Here is a 17,065-nt window from a genome sequence, read left to right as displayed (position 1 = left end):
TGTACGGCGGCGCGAGGCCGCGATTATAGGTGCTGCCCGCCGGGAGGGTGCAATGCCCTGCGGTTCTTGCGCCCTACGGGCGTGGATCACGCCCGCTGTTTGCGAGTGCGCAGGTACTCGACCACCGCCTGCTGGTCGCCGGCGAATTCGATGCGTTCGGCCTTGCTCTCGCGCTGGTAGGCGTACATCGGGTCATAGTATTCGCCGAGCAGGCCTTCGATCCAGGCGCGGTGCAGGTCTACCGAACCGCTGCGGGCCTGTTCGGCGAGCGCCTGGTCCATCAGCAGCGCGAGGCGCTGGTAGCGTTCGCCGCCGAGCCGTTTGACGATGTTCGCCAGGCTCTGCTGCAGGCGCTCGGCAAAGGCGGGAAAACCGACCTCGGCGCCGTGCAGGGCGATGAACTCGGCACCCAGGTCGATCACATAGTCGCGCAGGATGCGTTCCACGCGACCCTCCAGGCTGTCTTCCAGCCAGACCAGCGGGAAGCGCTGCATGCCCTGGTGCAGCGGCAGCGGCAGCGAGCAGCTGCCGATCATCCGGCTCTCGTCTTCGAGGACGAAGGCCTCGCCGCCGGCGGCGCGGCGCTTGAGCAGGTCGATGGCCAGGCGGTTCTCGAAGTCGATCTGCCCCGGCTGCGGGGTGGCGCGCTTGCCGAAGCTGGAGCCGCGGTGGTTGGCGTGGCCTTCCAGGTCGACGGCATTGTCCAGTTGCGCCAGCACCTCGGTCTTGCCGGTGCCGGTCATGCCGCCGACGATGACGAAATCGCATTCGCCGATGGCCGCCTCGGTGGTCTCGATCAGAAAGGTGCGCATCGCCTTGTAGCCGCCGAGCACGCGCGGGTAGTCGATGCCGGCTTCCTCCTTGAGCCACTGCTGGGTGATCTGCGAGCGCAGGCCGCCGCGGAAGCAGTACAGGTAGCCGTTCGGATTGGCGCGGGCAAAAGCGGCCCAGGCTTCGATGCGGTCGGCCTTGGTGGCGCCGCTGACCAGCCGGTGGCCCAGCTCGATGGCGGCCTGCTGGCCGTGCATCTTGTAGCAGGTGCCGACCTTCTGCCGCTCGATGTCGTTCATCAGCGGACGGTTGATCGCGGTCGGAAAGGCGCCCTTGGAAAATTCCACCGGGGCGCGGGCGTCCATCAGCGGCAGGTCGCCGAGGAAGATGGCGCGGTAGTCGGCACTGTTGTCGCGCATCAGTGCACCTCTACCGCGTGGCTCTGTCGGGCGCGCAGCTCGCCGATCGGCGCAAGCGTCAGGCCCTGCTCGGCAGCCACGGCAAGGAATTCGGCCTCGCCCGCAGGCGTCACTGCGACCAGCAGTCCGCCGCTGGTCTGCGGGTCGCATAGCAGCAGTTTCTGCTCTTCGGACAGCGCGGCGATGCGCTCGCCGTAACTGTCAAAGTTGCGCAGGGTGCCGCCGGGCACGCAACCCTCGGCCAGGTAGTGCTCGACGCCGGCGATGCGCGGCACTGCGGCGTAGTCCAGGTGCGCGGTCAGCCCGCTGCCATCGGCCATCTCGACCAGGTGGCCGAGCAGGCCGAAGCCGGTGACGTCGGTCATCGCCTGCACGCCGGCGAGCTTGCCGAAGCGACTGCCGGGCTTGTTCAGGGTGCACATCCAGTCCCGTGCCAGGCCGACATCCTGCTCGCGCAGCCTGGCCTTCTTTTCTGCGGTGGTGAGGATGCCGATGCCCAGCGGCTTGGTCAGGTAGAGCCTGCAGCCGGCGCTGGCGGTGTCGTTGCGTTTCATGTGCTGCTTGTCGACCAGGCCGGTGACCGCCAGGCCGAAGATCGGCTCGGGCGCATCGATCGAGTGGCCGCCGGCCAGCGGGATGCCGGCTTCGTCGCAGACCGCACGACCGCCGCGGATCACCTCGCGGGCCACTTCCGGCGCCAGCACGTTGACCGGCCAACCGAGGATGGCGATGGCCATCAGCGGGTCGCCGCCCATGGCATAGATGTCGCTGATCGCGTTGGTCGCGGCGATGCGGCCGAAGTCGTACGGGTCATCGACGATGGGCATGAAGAAGTCGGTGGTGGAGACCACGCCGCGCTGCTCGTCGATGGCATAGACCGCCGCATCATCGCGCGAGGCGTTGCCGACCCAGAGCTTCGGGTCGAGGTTCTGCGCGCCGCTGCCGGCGAGGATCACCTCCAGCACCTTGGGCGAGATCTTGCAGCCGCAACCGGCACCGTGGCTGTACTGGGTCAGGCGGATGGGTTCGCTCATGCGCGCTCCGGGGGCTGTGCGGGAAAGCCGGCGATTCTAGCAAAGCCGTGCCCGTCACAGAGGAGCGCCGTCAGCTCGTCGGTAGCAGCGCCGCAATCTCGTCCGCGCTGAGCACCTTGCCCACCGAGACGACCTTGTCGTCGATCGCCAGCGCCGGGGTCGACATCACGCCGTGGGCGGCGATCTCGGCAAAGTCGGTGACCTTGATGATCTGGGCCTCGCGACCGAGGCTGGCCAGGGCGGCACGGGCGTTGTCGGCCAGGGTCAGGCACTTCTTGCAACCGGAGCCGAGGATCTTGATCTGCATGTGGGTGTTCTCCGTGATGACTCAGATGAGCAGGTAGGCGAAGGCATTGAACAGCACGCCGATCAGCATGATGCCGACCACGACGATGCCGACGAAGGTCGCCAGCAACGGCAGGCGCACCACCTTGCGCAGCATGATCAGCGACGGCAGCGACAGGGCGGTGACCGCCATCATGAAGGCCAGCGCCGTGCCCAGGCCGACGCCCTTGGCGACCAGCGCCTCGGCGATCGGCAGGGTGCCGAAGATGTCGGCGTACATCGGAATGCCGGCCAGGGTCGCCAGCGGCACCGACCAGGGACGGTCCTGGCCGAGTAGGCTTTCGATCCACTGCGCAGGCAGCCAGTTGTGGATCAGCGCGCCTATGCCGACCCCGATCAGCACATACATCCAGACCCGGCCGAACACCTCGCGCACCTGCTCCCAGGCGTAGCGGGCGCGGTCGGCGCGGGTCAGCTGCTGCTGCGGGATGTCCAGCACCGGGCTGTGCAGGACGAAGGGTTCCAGGTGACGCTCCATCTGCGCGCGGCCGATTAGGGTGCCACCAAGCACCGCGAGAACGATGCCGACCAGCACATAGGCCAGGGCCACGCTCCAGTTGAACACGCTGGCCAGCAGGATCACCGAGGCCAGGTCGACCAGCGGCGAGGAGATCAGGAAGGAGAAGGTCACCGACAGCGGCAGTCCGGAGCCGGTGAAGCCGATGAACAGCGGGATCGATGAGCAGGAGCAGAACGGCGTCACGGTGCCGAGCAGGGCACCGGTGAGGTTGGCGCGAAAGCCGCTGAGGCGGCCGAGGATGCGCCGGGTGCGCTCCGGCGGGAAGTGGCTCTGCACCCAGGAGATGGTGAAGATCAGCACGCCGAGCAGGATGAAGATCTTGATCACGTCGTAGATGAAGAAATGCAGGCTGCCACCGATGCGGCTGCTCATGTCCAGACCGAACAGATCCTCGACCAGCAGACGCACCAGCGCGGCCAGCCAGTCCATGCGCAGCAGCTGATCGTTCAGCCAGCGGAAAACCTCCATCGCCTGCTCTCCTTATGCGCGTGCCAGGCTGCGCTCGTACCAGGGCTTGCTGCGATTGATCAGACCCACCAGGGCGAGCATTACCGGCACCTCGATCAGCACGCCGACCACCGTGGCCAGTGCCGCGCCCGAGTCGAAACCATAGAGCACGATGGCCACCGCCACCGCCAGTTCGAAGAAGTTCGACGCACCGATCATGCTGGCCGGGCCGGCGATGTCGTGACGTACCTTCAGTGCGCGGCAGAGACCGTAGCCCAGCGCGGCGATGAACAGCGTCTGCAACAGGATCGGCACCGCGAGCATGCCGATGATCAGCGGTTGCGCGACTATCGCCTGGCCCTGGAAGGAGAACAGCAGCACCAGGGTGGCGAGCAGGGCGACGATGGAGAACGGCGCGATCCTGGCCAGCGCCGCCTGGAACTGCGCCTCGCCGCTCTTACGCAGGTGGGCGCGCAGCACCTGGGCGATGGCCAGCGGGATGACGATGTACATCAGCACCGACAGCAACAGGGTGTCCCAGGGCACCGGGATCGAGGACACCCCGAGCAGCAGCGCGACTATCGGGGCGAAGGCGAAGACCATCACCAGGTCGTTCAGCGCCACCTGGGTCAGGGTGAAGTTGGCGTTGCCGCGACACAGGTTGCTCCAGACGAAGACCATCGCCGTGCAGGGCGCCGCACCCAGCAGGATCAGCCCGGCCATGTAGCTGTCCAGCTCGGCGGCCGGCAGCCAGTCGGCGAACAGCACCTTGATGAATAGCCAGCCGAGCAGTGCCATGGAGAAGGGTTTGATCACCCAGTTGACGAACAGGGTGATGCCGATGCCGGCCTTCTCCCGGCGCACCTCGTGCAGGGCGGCGAAGTCGATCTTCATCAGCATCGGGATGATCATCACCCAGATCAGCAGGCCGACCGGGATGTTCACCTGCGCCACCTGCAGCGCGCCTATTGTCTGGGCCGCCGCCGGCAGATAGAGGCCGAGCAGGGTGCCGGCGACGATGCACAGCAGTACCCACAGGCTGAGATAGCGTTCGAACAGGCCCATGGGGCTGGACTGGCTGGACATGACGGCTCCGTGTTCATCGGCATGAAATATATGTTTTACAGAATATGCCTACAGCAATATATTCGGCAAAACGAATTTGTTGTCGCGGGTCAATGCCATGTCACCACCGCTGCGGGTCCTGTTCCTTTGCGTCGCCAACTCGGCGCGCTCGCTGATGGCCGAAGCCCTGCTGCGCCAGAGCGGCGCGGGGCGCTATGCGGTGTTCAGCGCCGGCAGTCGTCCGGCACAACCGGACCCGCGCGCCCTGGCGGCACTGGAAGCCACAGGAGTGCCGGTGGAGGGACTGCGCAGCAAGGCCATCGACGAGTATGCCGGCGAGCACTTCGACTACGTCATCACCCTCTGCGACAAGGCGGCGCTGGAGTGCGCGGCGCTGCCGGAGGCTGACGAGTTCCTCGCCTGGCACTTCGAGGACCCGGCCGGCAGCCAGCACCCGCAAGCCTACCGCCAGACGCTGCAGGCCATCCATGAGCGAATCAAGCTGTTCCTGCTGATCAACGACAAGGAACAGGCGCAGCTGGCCGACAGCCTGACGCCGCTGGCGCTGTTCAAGTGCCTGGCGGATGAAACCCGGGCGCGCCTGTGCCTGCTGATCGCCAGCGAAGGCGAGCTGTGCGTGTGCGAGCTGACCGCGGCACTGCAGCAGAGCCAGCCGAAGATTTCCCGCCACCTCGCGGCATTGCGCGCTTGCGGCCTGCTCGAAGACCGGCGCCGTGGGCAGTGGGTCTACTATCGCCTGCATCCGCTGCTGCCGGCGTGGGCGCGCGCCATCGTCGAGCTGGCCGGCACTGCCGCCGTCGCCGAGGTGGCCGCCGACCGTACCCGGTTGTGCTGCATGGGCGAGCGCCCGCTGCGCCTTGCCGAGCAATGCTGAACCGTCACTTTTTCGAGGGAACGCCCATGCACGACGATCTGCCGAACATCGACGCCGAGCTGTTCGATGCGCCCAGTCCCGAACGCCTCGGCCTGCCGGCGCAGCCTTCGCACAAACCGCGCATCCTGCTGCTGTACGGCTCCAACCGGAAGGTCTCCTACAGCCGGCTGCTGACGCAGGAGGCCGCGCGGCTGCTCGATGCCATGGGCGCCGAAACGCGTATCTTCGATCCGGCCGGGCTGCCGCTGCCGGACGATGCGCCGGACAGCCACCCGAAGGTGCAGGAGCTGCGCGCGCTGATGCAGTGGTCCGAAGGCCAGGTGTGGTGCTCGCCGGAGCGCCACGGCGCGATGACCGCGGTGTTCAAGGCGCAGATCGACTGGGTGCCGCTGGCCATCGGCGCGGTCCGCCCGACCCAGGGCAAGACCCTGGCGCTGATGCAGGTCTGCGGCGGCTCGCAGTCGTTCAACGCACTCAGCCAGATGCGCGTGCTCGGCCGCTGGATGCGCATGTTCACCATCCCCAACCAGTCCTCGGTGCCCAAGGCGTTTCTGGAGTTCGACGAGCACGGACGGATGAAACCCTCGCCGTTCTACGACCGGGTGGTCGACGTGATGGAGGAGCTGTTCAAGTTCACCCTGCTGCTGCGCGAGCGCGGCGACTACCTGGTCGATCGCTACTCCGAGCGCAAGGAATCGGCCGAACAGCTGTCCGCGCGCGTCAACCAGCGGGCGATCTGAGGCATGTTGAAGACCTTCGGCCTGTTCGCCCTTACCGCGCTGGCGGAGATCCTCGGCTGCTACCTGCCGTATCTGTGGCTGCGCCAGGGCAAGAGCATCTGGCTGCTGTTGCCGGCGGCCCTGTCGCTGGCGCTGTTCGCCTGGCTGCTGTCACTGCATCCGATCGCCTCCGGGCGGGTCTATGCCGCCTATGGCGGGGTGTACATAGGTGCGGCGCTGGTCTGGCTGTGGCTGGTCGACGGTGTGCGTCCCAGCCACTGGGACCTGCTCGGCGCCGGCGTCGCCCTGCTGGGCATGTTCATCATCATGTTCGCGCCCCGTTCGGTGGGTTGAATCAGCCTCGGTCATGCAAAGGGTCATGTTTGTCTGCAAGGGTCGTCTATCGGCGCGGCACGGGCTGCGCCGTTCGTTCGGAATCGGTTAGCAAGGAGATCTGTTCATGTCGATCAAGGTTGGAATCAACGGCTTCGGCCGCATCGGTCGCCTCGCCCTGCGCGCGGCCTGGGACTGGCCGGAGTTCGAGTTCGTGCGCATCAACGACCCGGCCGGCGATGCCGCCACCCACGCCCACCTGCTCAACTTCGACTCGGTACACGGGCGCTGGGCACACGAGGCCGGCAGCGAGGGCGACTGCCTGCTGATCGACGGCAAGCGCGTCAGGGTCAGCGCGAACAAGGCCATCGCCGACACCGACTGGAGCGACTGCGACCTGGTGCTTGAGGCCAGCGGCAAGATGAAGACAGTGGCGGTGCTGTCGGCCTATCTCGACCAGGGCGTGAAGCGCGTGGTGGTCTGCGCGCCGGTCAAGGAATCCGGTGCGCTGAACGTGGTGATGGGTGTCAACCAGCAGCTGTTCGATCCGGCGCAGCACCGTATCGTCACGGCGGCGTCCTGCACCACCAACTGCCTGGCGCCGGTGGTCAAGGTGATCCACGAGGCCCTCGGCATCCGCCATGGCTCGATCACTACCATCCACGACCTGACCAACACCCAGAGCATCCTCGATACGCCGCACAAGGACCTGCGCCGCGCGCGCGCCTCGGGCCTGAGCCTGATCCCGACCACCACCGGCTCGGCCACCGCGATCGCGGAGATCTTCCCCGCGCTGCGCGGCAAGCTGAACGGCCATGCCGTGCGCGTGCCGCTGGCCAATGCCTCGCTGACCGACTGCGTGTTCGAGGTCGAGCGCACGACCAGTGCCGAAGAGGTCAATGCCCTGCTCAAGGCCGCTGCCGAAGGGCCGCTGGCCGGCATCCTCGGCTATGAGGAACGTCCGCTGGTATCGGTCGACTACCGCACCGATCCGCGCTCCTCGATCATCGACGCGCTCTCGACGATGGTGGTGAACGGCACCCAGGTGAAGATCTACGCCTGGTACGACAACGAATGGGGCTACGCCAACCGCGCAGTGGAACTGGCGCGGCTGGTGGGAAGGGCGTGATTTTCCCTCTCCCGCTGGGAGAGGGTGCCGAAGGCGGGTGAGGGATGCTGCGGTATGCAAGGTCTGTCCAATCTATCCACATGATCACGAGGACACATCAGATGCAGGCCTTGTCCCGCCTGGCGCCGGAGATTCGCCAGTACCTGCTGGTGACCGGCAACTACTGGGCCTTCACCCTTACCGACGGCGCGCTGCGCATGCTGGTGGTGCTGCATTTCCACCAGTTGGGCTACTCGCCCTTGCAGATCGCCGCGCTGTTCCTGTTCTACGAGGTCTTCGGCGTGGTCACCAACCTGCTCGGGGGCTGGCTGGGCGCGCGCATCGGCCTGAACCGGACCATGAACATCGGCCTGGGCCTGCAGGTGGCGGCGCTGCTGATGCTCACCGTGCCGCTCGCCTGGCTCACGGTGCCCTGGGTGATGGCGGCGCAGGCGCTGTCGGGGATCGCCAAGGACCTCAACAAGATGAGCGCCAAGAGCTCGATCAAGCTGCTGGTACCCGCTGGCGCCGAGGGGCGTCTGTACCTCTGGGTGGCGCGCCTGACCGGCTCGAAGAACGCGCTCAAGGGGGTCGGCTTCTTCCTTGGCGGCGCCTTGCTGGCGCTGCTCGGCTTCCGTGTCGCCCTGCTGGCGATGGCCGGCGCGCTGCTGCTGGTCTGGCTGGCCAGTCTGGCGCTGCTGAAGAAGGACCTGGGCAAGGCCCGCGCCAAGCCGAAGTTTCGCGATCTGCTGTCGAAGAGCTACGCGATCAACATGCTTTCCGCCGCCCGCCTGTTCCTCTTCGGCGCGCGGGACGTCTGGTTTGTGGTGGCGCTGCCGGTGTACCTGGCCAGCGTGTTCGGCTGGAGCTTCTGGCAGGTTGGCGGGTTTCTCGCGCTCTGGGTGATCGGCTACGGCATCGTCCAGACCCTGGCGCCGGCGATCACCGGCACGCGCAGCGCCAGCCTGCCCGACGGTCGCACGGCCTTCGTCTGGGCGGCCGTGCTGGCCGGGTTGCCGGCGGCCATGGCCTTTGGTCTGGAATTGTCGCCCTGGGTTCTGCTCGGCGGCCTGCTGCTGTTCGGCGTGCTATTCGCGGTGAATTCCTCGCTGCACAGCTACCTGATCGTCAGCTACGCCAAGGAGGATGGCGTAGCCCTGGATGTCGGTTTCTACTACATGTCCAACGCCCTCGGCCGGCTGCTCGGTACCCTGTTGTCGGGCTGGGTGTACCAGGTCTGGGGCCTGGCGGCCTGCCTCTGGGTATCGGCGCTGTTCGTGCTGCTGGCCGCGCTGATCTCGCTGGGCCTGCCGCGCCATGCCCAAGCTTGAGGGGCGGAACCGCAGCCAGCGGGTTTGATCGGATGAACCACCACGCACAGATCAGGGAGAGCGCCGATGCGCGTCGCAGTGTTCAGCAGCAAGCCCTATGATCGCGAATTCCTCGACCTGGCCAACCAGCGCCACGGCCACGAGCTGAGCTATTTCGATGTGCGCCTGGCGCCGCAGACCGCCGCCCTGGCGGACGGTTACCGGGCGGTCTGCGCCTTCGTCAACGACTGCCTCGATGCCCGGGTGCTGGAGCAGCTGGCCGCCGGCGGCACGCGGCTGCTGGCGCTGCGTTCGGCCGGCTTCAACCATGTCGACCTGCAAGCAGCGGCGCGGCTGGGCATGACGGTGGCACGGGTGCCGGCCTATTCGCCGCACGCGGTGGCCGAGCATGCCGTGGCCCTGGTGCTGGGGCTGAACCGGATGACCCACCGCGCCTACAACCGCGTCCGCGAAGGCAACTTCGCCCTCGACGGCCTGCTCGGCTTCGACCTGCATGGCAAGACCGTCGGCGTCATCGGTACCGGCAAGATCGGCCTGATCTTCGCGCAGATCATGCATGGCTTCGGTTGCCGGGTGCTGGCCAGCGATCCGCAGCCGAGCGAGGAGGCGCCGCCGTGGCTGGAATACGTCGCGCTCGAACAGCTGTTCGGCGAGAGCGACATCATCTCGCTGCATTGCCCGCTGACGCCGCAGACCGACCACCTGATCGACGCCGCCGCCATTGCGCGGATGAAGCCGGGCGTGATGCTGATCAACACTGGCCGCGGTCGCGTGGTCGATACCCGCGCGGTGATCGCCGGGCTCAAGTCCGGGCGCATCGGCCGGCTCGGCCTGGATGTCTACGAGGAGGAGGAGCACCTGTTCTTCCAGGACCTGTCGCAGCGGGTGATCGACGATGACCTGTTCATGCGCCTGACCACCTTTCACAACGTGCTGATCACCGGACACCAGGCGTTCTTCACCCGCGAGGCGCTGGAAAACATCGCCGAGACGACCCTGGCCAACATCAGCGCCTTCGACAGCGGCAAGGGCGAGCTGCATCGGGTCGGCAGCGAGCGGCTGGCCTGAACGGCACCGGTTACACTGCCCCCCTTCATCCTGCCGGGAGTTCGTCATGCAGCTGCACCTGAACGCCACCTCGCCCTTTGCCCGTGTCGCGCGCATCGTCGCGCTGGAGAAGGGCGTCGAGCTGGAATTCTGCTGGAGCGATCCCTGGAGCGACCAGGCCGAGCTGCTGGCGGTCAACCCGCTGGCACGGGTGCCGGTGCTGGTCTGCGATGACGGCGAGAGCATCGGTGAGTCGCTGCTGATCGCGCTGCACCTGGACAGCCTGTCGAGCCGCACAGCGCTGCTGCCGGCGGCGCGGCAGGCGGCGGTGCTGCACCTGGCGGGGCAGGGGATCGGGCTGATGGAGGCGGCGTTCAACCGCGTCATCGCGCGCAAGCATGAAGGCGCGACTGCCGACCAGAGCCTGCTCGGCCAGCGCCGCCTACGCGCCATCGAGCGCACGCTGGCAGCGCTGGAAACTGACTGGCCGGCGCGCGCAGGCGAGCAAATCAGCCTCGGCGATATCGTCATCGCGGTGGCGCTGGACTACCTGGCCTTCCGCCTGCCGGAACTGGACTGGCCGGCGCGTTTCCCGGGCTTGTTCGAATGCCATGCCCGGCTCGCCGCCCGCGAAAGCTTCTTCAGTACCGCCTTCGGCTGAGCGGCTGCTCCAGGGCGACGCGGTACTCGCTGTGCAACGCGCCGAACTGCTCGCGGCTTTCGTAGCTGGCGTAGTGCAGTTCATCCACCTCCAGTGTCAGTTCCGTTGCCGGCAGTTCGGCCAGGCGCTGGCGCAGGGTCTGCGCATCGATCTGCCGGCGATACAGCCCCAGGGTGATATGCGCCACGTAGTCGGCCTGGCGGATTTCCTCGCTGGCGCTGCCGAGGGTTGCCCGCCACCGCGCCAGCCGCCCCTCGGGATCGTCGACGGGTAGAAAGGCGGCGCTGGCGAAGCTGTCCGGCGCGCCCAGCGGCAGTGTGCAGGCGGGGCCGGCGCTGCGCCGCAACTGCTCGATCTGCGCCTGCAGGCGGGATGGGGTGAAATCGTCGTCGAAGCGCTCGCTGGGCTGCGCGAAGCCGCAGACGAACAGGGTCAGGTGCGCCTGGCGCGCGCCGGGCGGATGCAGCAGGTCGGCCAGCTGTGACTGCAGTTCGGTGATGTACGCCAGCAGCGCCGGTTGGCGCAGCGGGATCATCCAGATGCCGTAGCGCGGCCGGCCGCGATGCCACTCGGGGTAGTCGCGCAGCTCGGCCGGCAGGGTCTGCGGCTGATCGAAGAAGCGCACCGGCTCAGATGGTTCGGCTAGCGCGCAGGGCGTCGATCTGCGTCGCGTCGTAGCCCAGCTCCGCAAGCACCTCGGCGTTGTGCTCGCCCAGTTGCGGGCCGACCCAGTTCACTGCGCCGGGCGTATCCGACAGCTTGGGCACTATGCCGGGCATGCGGAACGGCTTGCCGTCGGGCAGGCGCGCCGACAGGAACATCTCGCGGGCCAGGTATTGCGGGTCGGCGAACATGTCGGCGGCCGAGAAGATGCGGCTGGCCGGCACCTCGGCGGCCAGCAGGGTGGCTTCCACCTGATCCAGCGGCAGCGAGCCGGCCCAGCGGTCGATCACCCCGTAGAGCTCGTCGCGCCGCGCGTCACGACCGGCGTTGTCGGCCAGGCTCGGATCGTCGGCCAGATCCGCAAGGCCTATCGCGCGCATGAAGCGTTGGAAGATCGCATCGCCGTTGGCGCCGATCTGGATATGCCGGCCGTCGGCGCAGGTGTGGATGGAGGAAGGCGTGATGCCGGGCATGATGTTGCCGCTGCGTTCGCGGATGAAGCCGAACACGTCGAACTCCGGCACCATCGATTCCATCATGGCGAACACCGCTTCGTAGAGCGCCACGTCCACCACCTGGCCGCTGCCGCCGTTGACCTCGCGCTGGCGCAACGCCATGAGCGCGCCTATCACGCCCCAGAGCGCGGCGATGGAATCGCCGATGCTGATCCCGGTACGCACCGGTGGGCGGTCCTCGAAGCCGGTGATGTAGCGCAGCCCGCCCATGGACTCGCCGACCGCGCCGAAGCCCGGCTGATCCTTCATCGGCCCGCTCTGGCCGAAGCCGGACAGCCGCAGCATGACCAGCCTGGGGTTCAGCGCGTGCAGCACGTCCCAGCCCAGGCCGAGTTTTTCCAGCACGCCGGGGCGGAAGTTCTCGATCAGGATGTCGGCTTCGGCCAATAGCTTCTTCAATACCTCGCGGCCGGCCTCGTGCTTGAGGTTGAGGGTGATCGAGCGCTTGTTGCGCGCCTGTACCAACCACCACAGCGAGGTGCCTTCGTAGAGCTTGCGCCACTTGCGCAGCGGGTCGCCGCCATCGGGCGACTCGACCTTGGTCACCTGCGCGCCGAATTCGGCGCAGATGCGCGCGGCGAAGGGGCCGGCGATCAGGCTGCCGAGTTCGACGACCTTGACTCCCGCAAGGGGCTGGCTGGGATTCATGGCATCTCTCCTGGCTGCGCTGGCCGGCAAGCCTATTCGATCCGGGAGCGATTGCGAAATCCGCGGTCTGCGACCCGTGCCTCGCTTTGTCGATACCTGGCTGGGTTCTAATGGCATCCCTCTGAACATCGATCGCCGACAGTGGCCTGGCACACGCACTGCGCCCACGCGGCTTCTGGTCCAGGTGTTCGCCCGTTTTCCGCTTCACAGGCTGTTCAAGGAAGAATTTCTGCCCGCCGGCCCGGATGGCTATCTCCTTGATCTTCCTTTGCTTTTTTCGACTTTTCGGCGCTGGCCGAGATCTCTCTGAAAATACTTACATGTGATGGCTTGATTCGTTACATGTGATGGCCTAGGCTGCGTTCCATGGAAAGCAAATCGTCCGCCCATTACCAGCGTCTCTACCGTCAGCGTCTGCGCGAGCAGGGGCTGGTGAAGAAGGAAGTCTGGATTCTGCCCGAGCACACCGCGTCGCTTGCGGCATACGAAAGGAAACTGCGTCAGCCCAACGCGCGGCTGGCTTCGATGGAAAAGGAGGAGGGTATGAGCATGTCGCAGGTTTGGACTGCACAGGCACTGCATGACGCACTGGTTGCCACCGATCTGGTCGGCAGCGGCCAGGCCACGATCGAGCTGATCCAGGGGGCTGACGCCAGTCTGCACATCCGCATGCGCGAATATGGCGACCTGCCGCTGTTCGTCGCCATCGGTGGCGAGCAGATCATCGTCGAGGCGCTGCTCTGGCCGGCCGAGGATATTCGCGATGCGGCCGCCTTCAACGAAGAAGTGCTGCGCACCCACAAGCTGTTCCCGCTGTCCTGCATCGGTCTGGAGATCCTGCCCGATGGTCGCGCCTGCTACACCATGTTCGGCGCACTGAGTGCTGGCTCGACCCTCTCCGACGTGGTCCTGGAGATCGAGCTGCTGGCGGACAACGTGATCAAGGCCACCGAGGCCTATGAAGATTTCCTCAAGGCCGACGGCCAATAAGGAGAGATGCAAATGAACGTCTGGAGCAAATTGCTGACCGCCCTGCGCGGTGGTGCCAACGAAGTGGGTGAAGTGCTGGTCGACGGCCAGGCCCTGCGAATCCTCGATCAGGAAATCCGCGATGCCGACGTGGAGCTGCGCCGGTCCAAGGAAGCCCTGGCCGAGATCATGGCCAAGCAGAAGCTGGCCGCCGAGCGCGCCGGCAAGGCCGCCACCCGGGTTGCCGAATACGAGCAGTACGCCCTCAAGGCGCTGGAAAACGGCGACGAGGCACTGGCCCGTGAAGTGGCGGGCAAGATCGCCAACCTGGAAAGCGAGCTGGCCAGCGACCGCGAGAACGCCGATGGCTACGCTGCCAGCGTCGCCCAGCTACGCGCCGCCGTGACCCAGGCCGAAGGCAATATCAAACGCCTGAAACAACAGGTCGATACGGTCAAGGCTACCGAGAGCGTGCAGAAGGCGCAGATGGCGGTGGCCCAGCGCTACGGTGGTTCGCAGGCCAAGCTGCATACCGCGGTCGAGTCGCTGGAGCGGATCAAGCAGAAGCAGGCCGAGCGCGCGGCGAAGATGGAAGCCGAGGCGGAGCTGGCACAGAGCACCGACGCCGACCAGGTGCTGGACGCCAAGCTGCGTGCGGCCGGCCTGAAAGCCGATGACGCCAGCGCCGAAAGCGTGCTGGCACGGCTGAAGGACAAGAGCAACAAAGGCTGATCGTAGTCCGCGCCGACTCCACCGTGGGGTTGGCGCGGATGACTCAGGGAAAGGAGTGTCATGGAATTTCTGCAGATCGTGTTGTCGTTTCCCACGCTGCTGTTCACCGGGATGTTCTGCCTGGTGATGATCTATTGGCTGGTGGTGGCGCTGGGTGTGGTGGATATCGATCTACTCGATTTCGGGGTGGACTCTGCTGCAGAGGCAGCCGGCCAGACTGAAGGGCTTGCAGGCCTTCTCTCGAAGCTAAAGCTGAACGACGTTCCCGTTACCGTGGTGTTGACGCTGCTGACAATGGTCGGCTGGTTGATCACCTATCTGTGCGAAGTCTGGCTGTTGCGGCATCTGCCGTTGGGCATACTGCGTTATCCGCTTGGACTTCTCGTGGCAGTCGGTGCCCTGATGCTGGCGGTGCCCGTCTGCTCCGCCCTCTGCCGGCCGCTGCGCGCACTTTTCCGCAAGGCTGAAACAACCACCAGCAAGTCCGTGCTGGGGCAGGTCGCGATTGTTCGTAGCGGCAAAGTGACGCTCTCGCAGGGCGAAGCGGTACTGGAGGACGGCGGTGCCGGCCTGATACTGCGCGTGCGCGCCGATGAGGCGAAAGGATTCAAACGAGGCGATCGTGTGGTGCTGCTGGAGTATTTGGGTCCCGAGCACGCCTATCGCGTCATTTCCGAAAATGAATTCCGGGGCGACTGAATCCGGAGCTTTAGCCAGTAAAAAGGAGACAAATTCGATGGGACTCACGTTGTGGGGATTCGCCGCCGTCATAGGCGGTGTGGTGCTGGTGGTGTTTGCCTTGGTTGTCATGTTCAAGGCGTTCTATATCAAGGTTCCGCAAGGCACCGCGCTGATCGTCAACGACATGAGCTCCACGCCCAAGGTGCATTTCACTGGTGCGCTGGTCTGGCCGGTGATCCACCTCAAGGAGTTCATGAAGATCTCCCTGATCACCCTGGAGGTCGACCGCCGCGCCAAGGACGGGCTGATCTGCCGCGACAACATGCGCGCCGACATCACCGTGGCCTTCTACCTGCGCGTCAACGAGACCCAGGAAGACGTGCTCAAGGTGGCCAAGGCCATCGGCGTGGACCGGGCCTCCGACCGTGCGGCGGTGAACGAGCTGTTCAACGCCAAGTTCTCCGAAGCGCTGAAGACGGTCGGCAAGCAGTTCGACTTCGTTCAGCTGTTCGAGAATCGCCAGGACTTCCGCGACCGCATCGTCGAGGTGATCGGCAATGATCTCAACGGCTACGTGCTCGAGGACGTCGCCATCGACTACCTGGAGCAGACCGCGAAGAACTCGCTCGACCCGAGCAACATTCTCGACGCCGAGGGTATTCGCAAGATCACCCAACTGACCGCCGCGCAGAACGTGATCACCAACGAGCTGGAGCGCAACGAAGAGCTGGCGATCAAGAAGAAGAATGTCGAGACCCGCGAGGCGACCCTGGCGCTCGAACGCCAGCAGGCCGATGCCGAGGCCCGCCAGCAGCGCGAGATCCAGACCATCCGTGCGCGTGAGGAGGCCGAGACCCTCAAGGTCCAGGAAGAGGAGCGCCTCAAGGCTGAGCAGGCACGCATCCAGACCCAGCAGGAGCTGGATATCCGCGCCGAGAACCACCAGCGCGAGGTCGAGGTGGCGCAGCAGAACCGTCAGCGTGCGGTGGTCATCGAGGTCGAGAAGGTCACCCGTGCCAAGGACCTGGAAATTGTCGCCCGCGAGCGCGAGGTCGAGCTGCAGCGCATCGAGAAGGAAAAGGCGCTGGAGGAAGAGCGCAAGAACATCGCTGCGGTGATTCGCGATCGGGTGGCGGTGGAGAAGACCGTCGCTCAGGAAGAAGAGCGCATCAAGGAAGTTCGCGAGGTGTCCGAGGCCGACCGGCAGAAGCAGGTCACCGTGCTTCACGCCCAGGCCGAAGCTGAGCAGGAGCTGGTGCGCCAGGTCAAACAGGCCGAGGCCGACGAGACCCGCTCCAAGCACAAGGCGGTGGAAATCAACAACCTGGCCCAGGCCGAACTGGAAGCAGCGGTCAAGCAGGCCGAGGCCAAGAAGAAGATGGCCGAAGGCATCGAGGCCGAGCGCGCAGCGCCGGGTCTGGCCGATGCGCGTGTGCGGGAAGTCACCGCCGCGGCGAAGGAGAAGGAAGGCCTGGCGGATGCGCGGGTCAAGGCCGAGCAACTGATCGCCGAAGCCAAGGGCGAGCAGGAAAAGGGCCTGGCGGTGGCACGGGTCACCGAGGCCCAGGCGGCAGCGAAGGAGAAGGACGGCCTGGCCGATGCCCGCGTGCTGGAAGAAAAACTCGGCGCTCAGGCGCGTGGCGAGGAGCAGCTCGGCAGTGCCAAGGCCAAGGCGACCCACGACCTGGGTTCGGCCGAGGCGCAGGTTCTGCTGGAGCGCCTGAACGCCGAAGCCGAAGGCCTGGCGAAGAAGTTCGGCGCACTGGATGCGCTGTCCGACAACGCCCGCGCCCACGAAGAGTTCCGCATGCAGCTGGAGAAGAGCTTCGAAGAGGCCATGGCGGCCATCGCGGCGAACAAGGAAATCGCCAAGGACCAGGCCGAGGTGCTGTCCACCGCGCTGGCCAAGGCGAAGATCGAGATCGTCGGTGGCGAGGGCGACTTCTTCAATTCCTTCGCCAAATCGCTGTCGGTTGGCAAGGCCATCGAAGGCGTGGTCGGCAAGAGCCCGGTGGTGCAGGACGTGCTCGCCCGCCTGCTCAACGGCAAGGCGCCGGCGGCTCCGGTCGCAGCGCCCAAGGCTGACGGCCCGAGCGACGCCTGACCGGACGCGCCCCCCGCTGCATCACGCATCGGGGGTCGCCGGTCGAGCCAGGCGTTGT

The 17,065-nt window shown here is 66.1% G+C and carries 18 protein-coding genes; 11 read left to right on the top strand and 7 right to left on the bottom strand.

Annotated elements, in window-relative coordinates:
- Positions 1-86 precede the first annotated feature (86 nt).
- The 5 genes from mnmH to arsB form a co-directional block, all read right to left on the bottom strand.
- Positions 87-1,190: a tRNA 2-selenouridine(34) synthase MnmH gene (gene mnmH, locus DBO85_RS04080; protein WP_108105512.1), complete on the bottom strand. Its 1,104-nt coding sequence runs from the start codon at positions 1,188-1,190 to the stop codon at positions 87-89.
- Positions 1,190-2,224: a selenide, water dikinase SelD gene (selD, locus tag DBO85_RS04075; RefSeq protein WP_108105510.1), complete on the bottom strand. Its 1,035-nt coding sequence runs from the start codon at positions 2,222-2,224 to the stop codon at positions 1,190-1,192. The genes mnmH and selD overlap by 1 nt, the downstream gene beginning before the upstream one ends.
- 70 nt (positions 2,225-2,294) lie before the next feature.
- Entirely contained in the window at positions 2,295-2,531 is a 237-nt protein-coding gene (locus DBO85_RS04070; protein ID WP_108105508.1) for a thioredoxin family protein, read from the bottom strand.
- 21 nt (positions 2,532-2,552) lie between these two features.
- Positions 2,553-3,557 carry a permease gene (locus tag DBO85_RS04065; RefSeq protein WP_108105506.1) on the bottom strand — a complete coding sequence of 335 codons (1,005 nt, stop codon included), beginning with the start codon at positions 3,555-3,557 and terminating at the stop codon, positions 2,553-2,555.
- A gap of 12 nt (positions 3,558-3,569) precedes the next feature.
- Positions 3,570-4,622: an ACR3 family arsenite efflux transporter gene (gene arsB, locus DBO85_RS04060; protein ID WP_108105504.1), complete on the bottom strand. Its 1,053-nt coding sequence runs from the start codon at positions 4,620-4,622 to the stop codon at positions 3,570-3,572.
- 97 nt (positions 4,623-4,719) lie between these two features.
- On the opposite strand from arsB, the gene DBO85_RS19570 reads away from it, so the two are divergent.
- The 7 genes from DBO85_RS19570 (at position 4,720) to DBO85_RS04025 (ending at position 10,695) form a co-directional block, all read left to right on the top strand.
- The gene (locus tag DBO85_RS19570) at positions 4,720-5,496 is read left to right on the top strand and encodes a metalloregulator ArsR/SmtB family transcription factor (protein ID WP_108105502.1); all 777 of its coding nucleotides are present in this window, start codon (positions 4,720-4,722) and stop codon (positions 5,494-5,496) included.
- Between the two features lie 26 nt (positions 5,497-5,522).
- Complete coding sequence (gene arsH / locus DBO85_RS04050; protein ID WP_108105500.1) at positions 5,523-6,236, top strand: arsenical resistance protein ArsH; 714 nt, start codon at positions 5,523-5,525, stop codon at positions 6,234-6,236.
- Between the two features lie 3 nt (positions 6,237-6,239).
- Positions 6,240-6,569 carry a YnfA family protein gene (locus DBO85_RS04045; protein WP_108105498.1) on the top strand — a complete coding sequence of 110 codons (330 nt, stop codon included), beginning with the start codon at positions 6,240-6,242 and terminating at the stop codon, positions 6,567-6,569.
- A gap of 106 nt (positions 6,570-6,675) precedes the next feature.
- Positions 6,676-7,677 (top strand): ArsJ-associated glyceraldehyde-3-phosphate dehydrogenase, encoded by a 1,002-nt coding sequence (locus tag DBO85_RS04040; protein WP_108105496.1) that lies wholly within the window; start codon positions 6,676-6,678, stop codon positions 7,675-7,677.
- A gap of 101 nt (positions 7,678-7,778) precedes the next feature.
- A complete protein-coding gene (arsJ, locus tag DBO85_RS04035; RefSeq protein WP_108105494.1) occupies positions 7,779-8,987 on the top strand; it encodes an organoarsenical effux MFS transporter ArsJ in 1,209 nt (402 codons plus the stop codon).
- Between the two features lie 66 nt (positions 8,988-9,053).
- Positions 9,054-10,055 (top strand): 2-hydroxyacid dehydrogenase, encoded by a 1,002-nt coding sequence (locus tag DBO85_RS04030; protein WP_108105492.1) that lies wholly within the window; start codon positions 9,054-9,056, stop codon positions 10,053-10,055.
- Between the two features lie 46 nt (positions 10,056-10,101).
- The gene (locus tag DBO85_RS04025) at positions 10,102-10,695 is read left to right on the top strand and encodes a glutathione S-transferase N-terminal domain-containing protein (protein WP_108105491.1); all 594 of its coding nucleotides are present in this window, start codon (positions 10,102-10,104) and stop codon (positions 10,693-10,695) included.
- Here DBO85_RS04025 and DBO85_RS04020 read toward each other — a convergent pair.
- Positions 10,676-11,320, bottom strand: a complete 645-nt coding sequence (locus tag DBO85_RS04020) for a 2'-5' RNA ligase family protein (RefSeq protein WP_108105489.1) — start codon at positions 11,318-11,320, stop codon at positions 10,676-10,678. The two genes, DBO85_RS04025 and DBO85_RS04020, sit on opposite strands and share 20 nt — an antisense overlap.
- A 4-nt stretch (positions 11,321-11,324) precedes the next feature.
- Entirely contained in the window at positions 11,325-12,521 is a 1,197-nt protein-coding gene (locus tag DBO85_RS04015) for a CaiB/BaiF CoA transferase family protein (protein ID WP_108105487.1), read from the bottom strand.
- A gap of 366 nt (positions 12,522-12,887) precedes the next feature.
- Here DBO85_RS04015 and bacA point away from each other — a divergent pair, with 366 nt between their 5' ends.
- Genes bacA through DBO85_RS03995 form a run of 4 tightly spaced genes read left to right on the top strand, consistent with a single transcriptional unit; the run spans position 12,888 to position 17,007 of the window.
- Positions 12,888-13,511: a biofilm formation regulator BacA gene (gene bacA, locus DBO85_RS04010; protein ID WP_108105484.1), complete on the top strand. Its 624-nt coding sequence runs from the start codon at positions 12,888-12,890 to the stop codon at positions 13,509-13,511.
- Between the two features lie 12 nt (positions 13,512-13,523).
- Entirely contained in the window at positions 13,524-14,222 is a 699-nt protein-coding gene (locus tag DBO85_RS04005) for a PspA/IM30 family protein (RefSeq protein WP_108105482.1), read from the top strand.
- 60 nt (positions 14,223-14,282) lie between these two features.
- Positions 14,283-14,921, top strand: a complete 639-nt coding sequence (locus DBO85_RS04000; protein WP_108105481.1) for an OB-fold-containig protein — start codon at positions 14,283-14,285, stop codon at positions 14,919-14,921.
- A 37-nt stretch (positions 14,922-14,958) separates the two neighbouring features.
- Entirely contained in the window at positions 14,959-17,007 is a 2,049-nt protein-coding gene (locus DBO85_RS03995) for a flotillin family protein (protein WP_108105479.1), read from the top strand.
- The last annotated feature ends 58 nt before the right edge of the window (positions 17,008-17,065 follow it).

The sequence above is a fragment of the Pseudomonas mangrovi genome (genome assembly GCF_003052585.1).
In the GTDB taxonomy this organism is placed as follows: Bacteria; Pseudomonadota; Gammaproteobacteria; order Pseudomonadales; family Pseudomonadaceae; genus Aquipseudomonas; species Aquipseudomonas mangrovi.
Note: the sequence above shows the minus strand (reverse complement) of the source record. Positions and strands in the feature narration are given on the sequence as shown.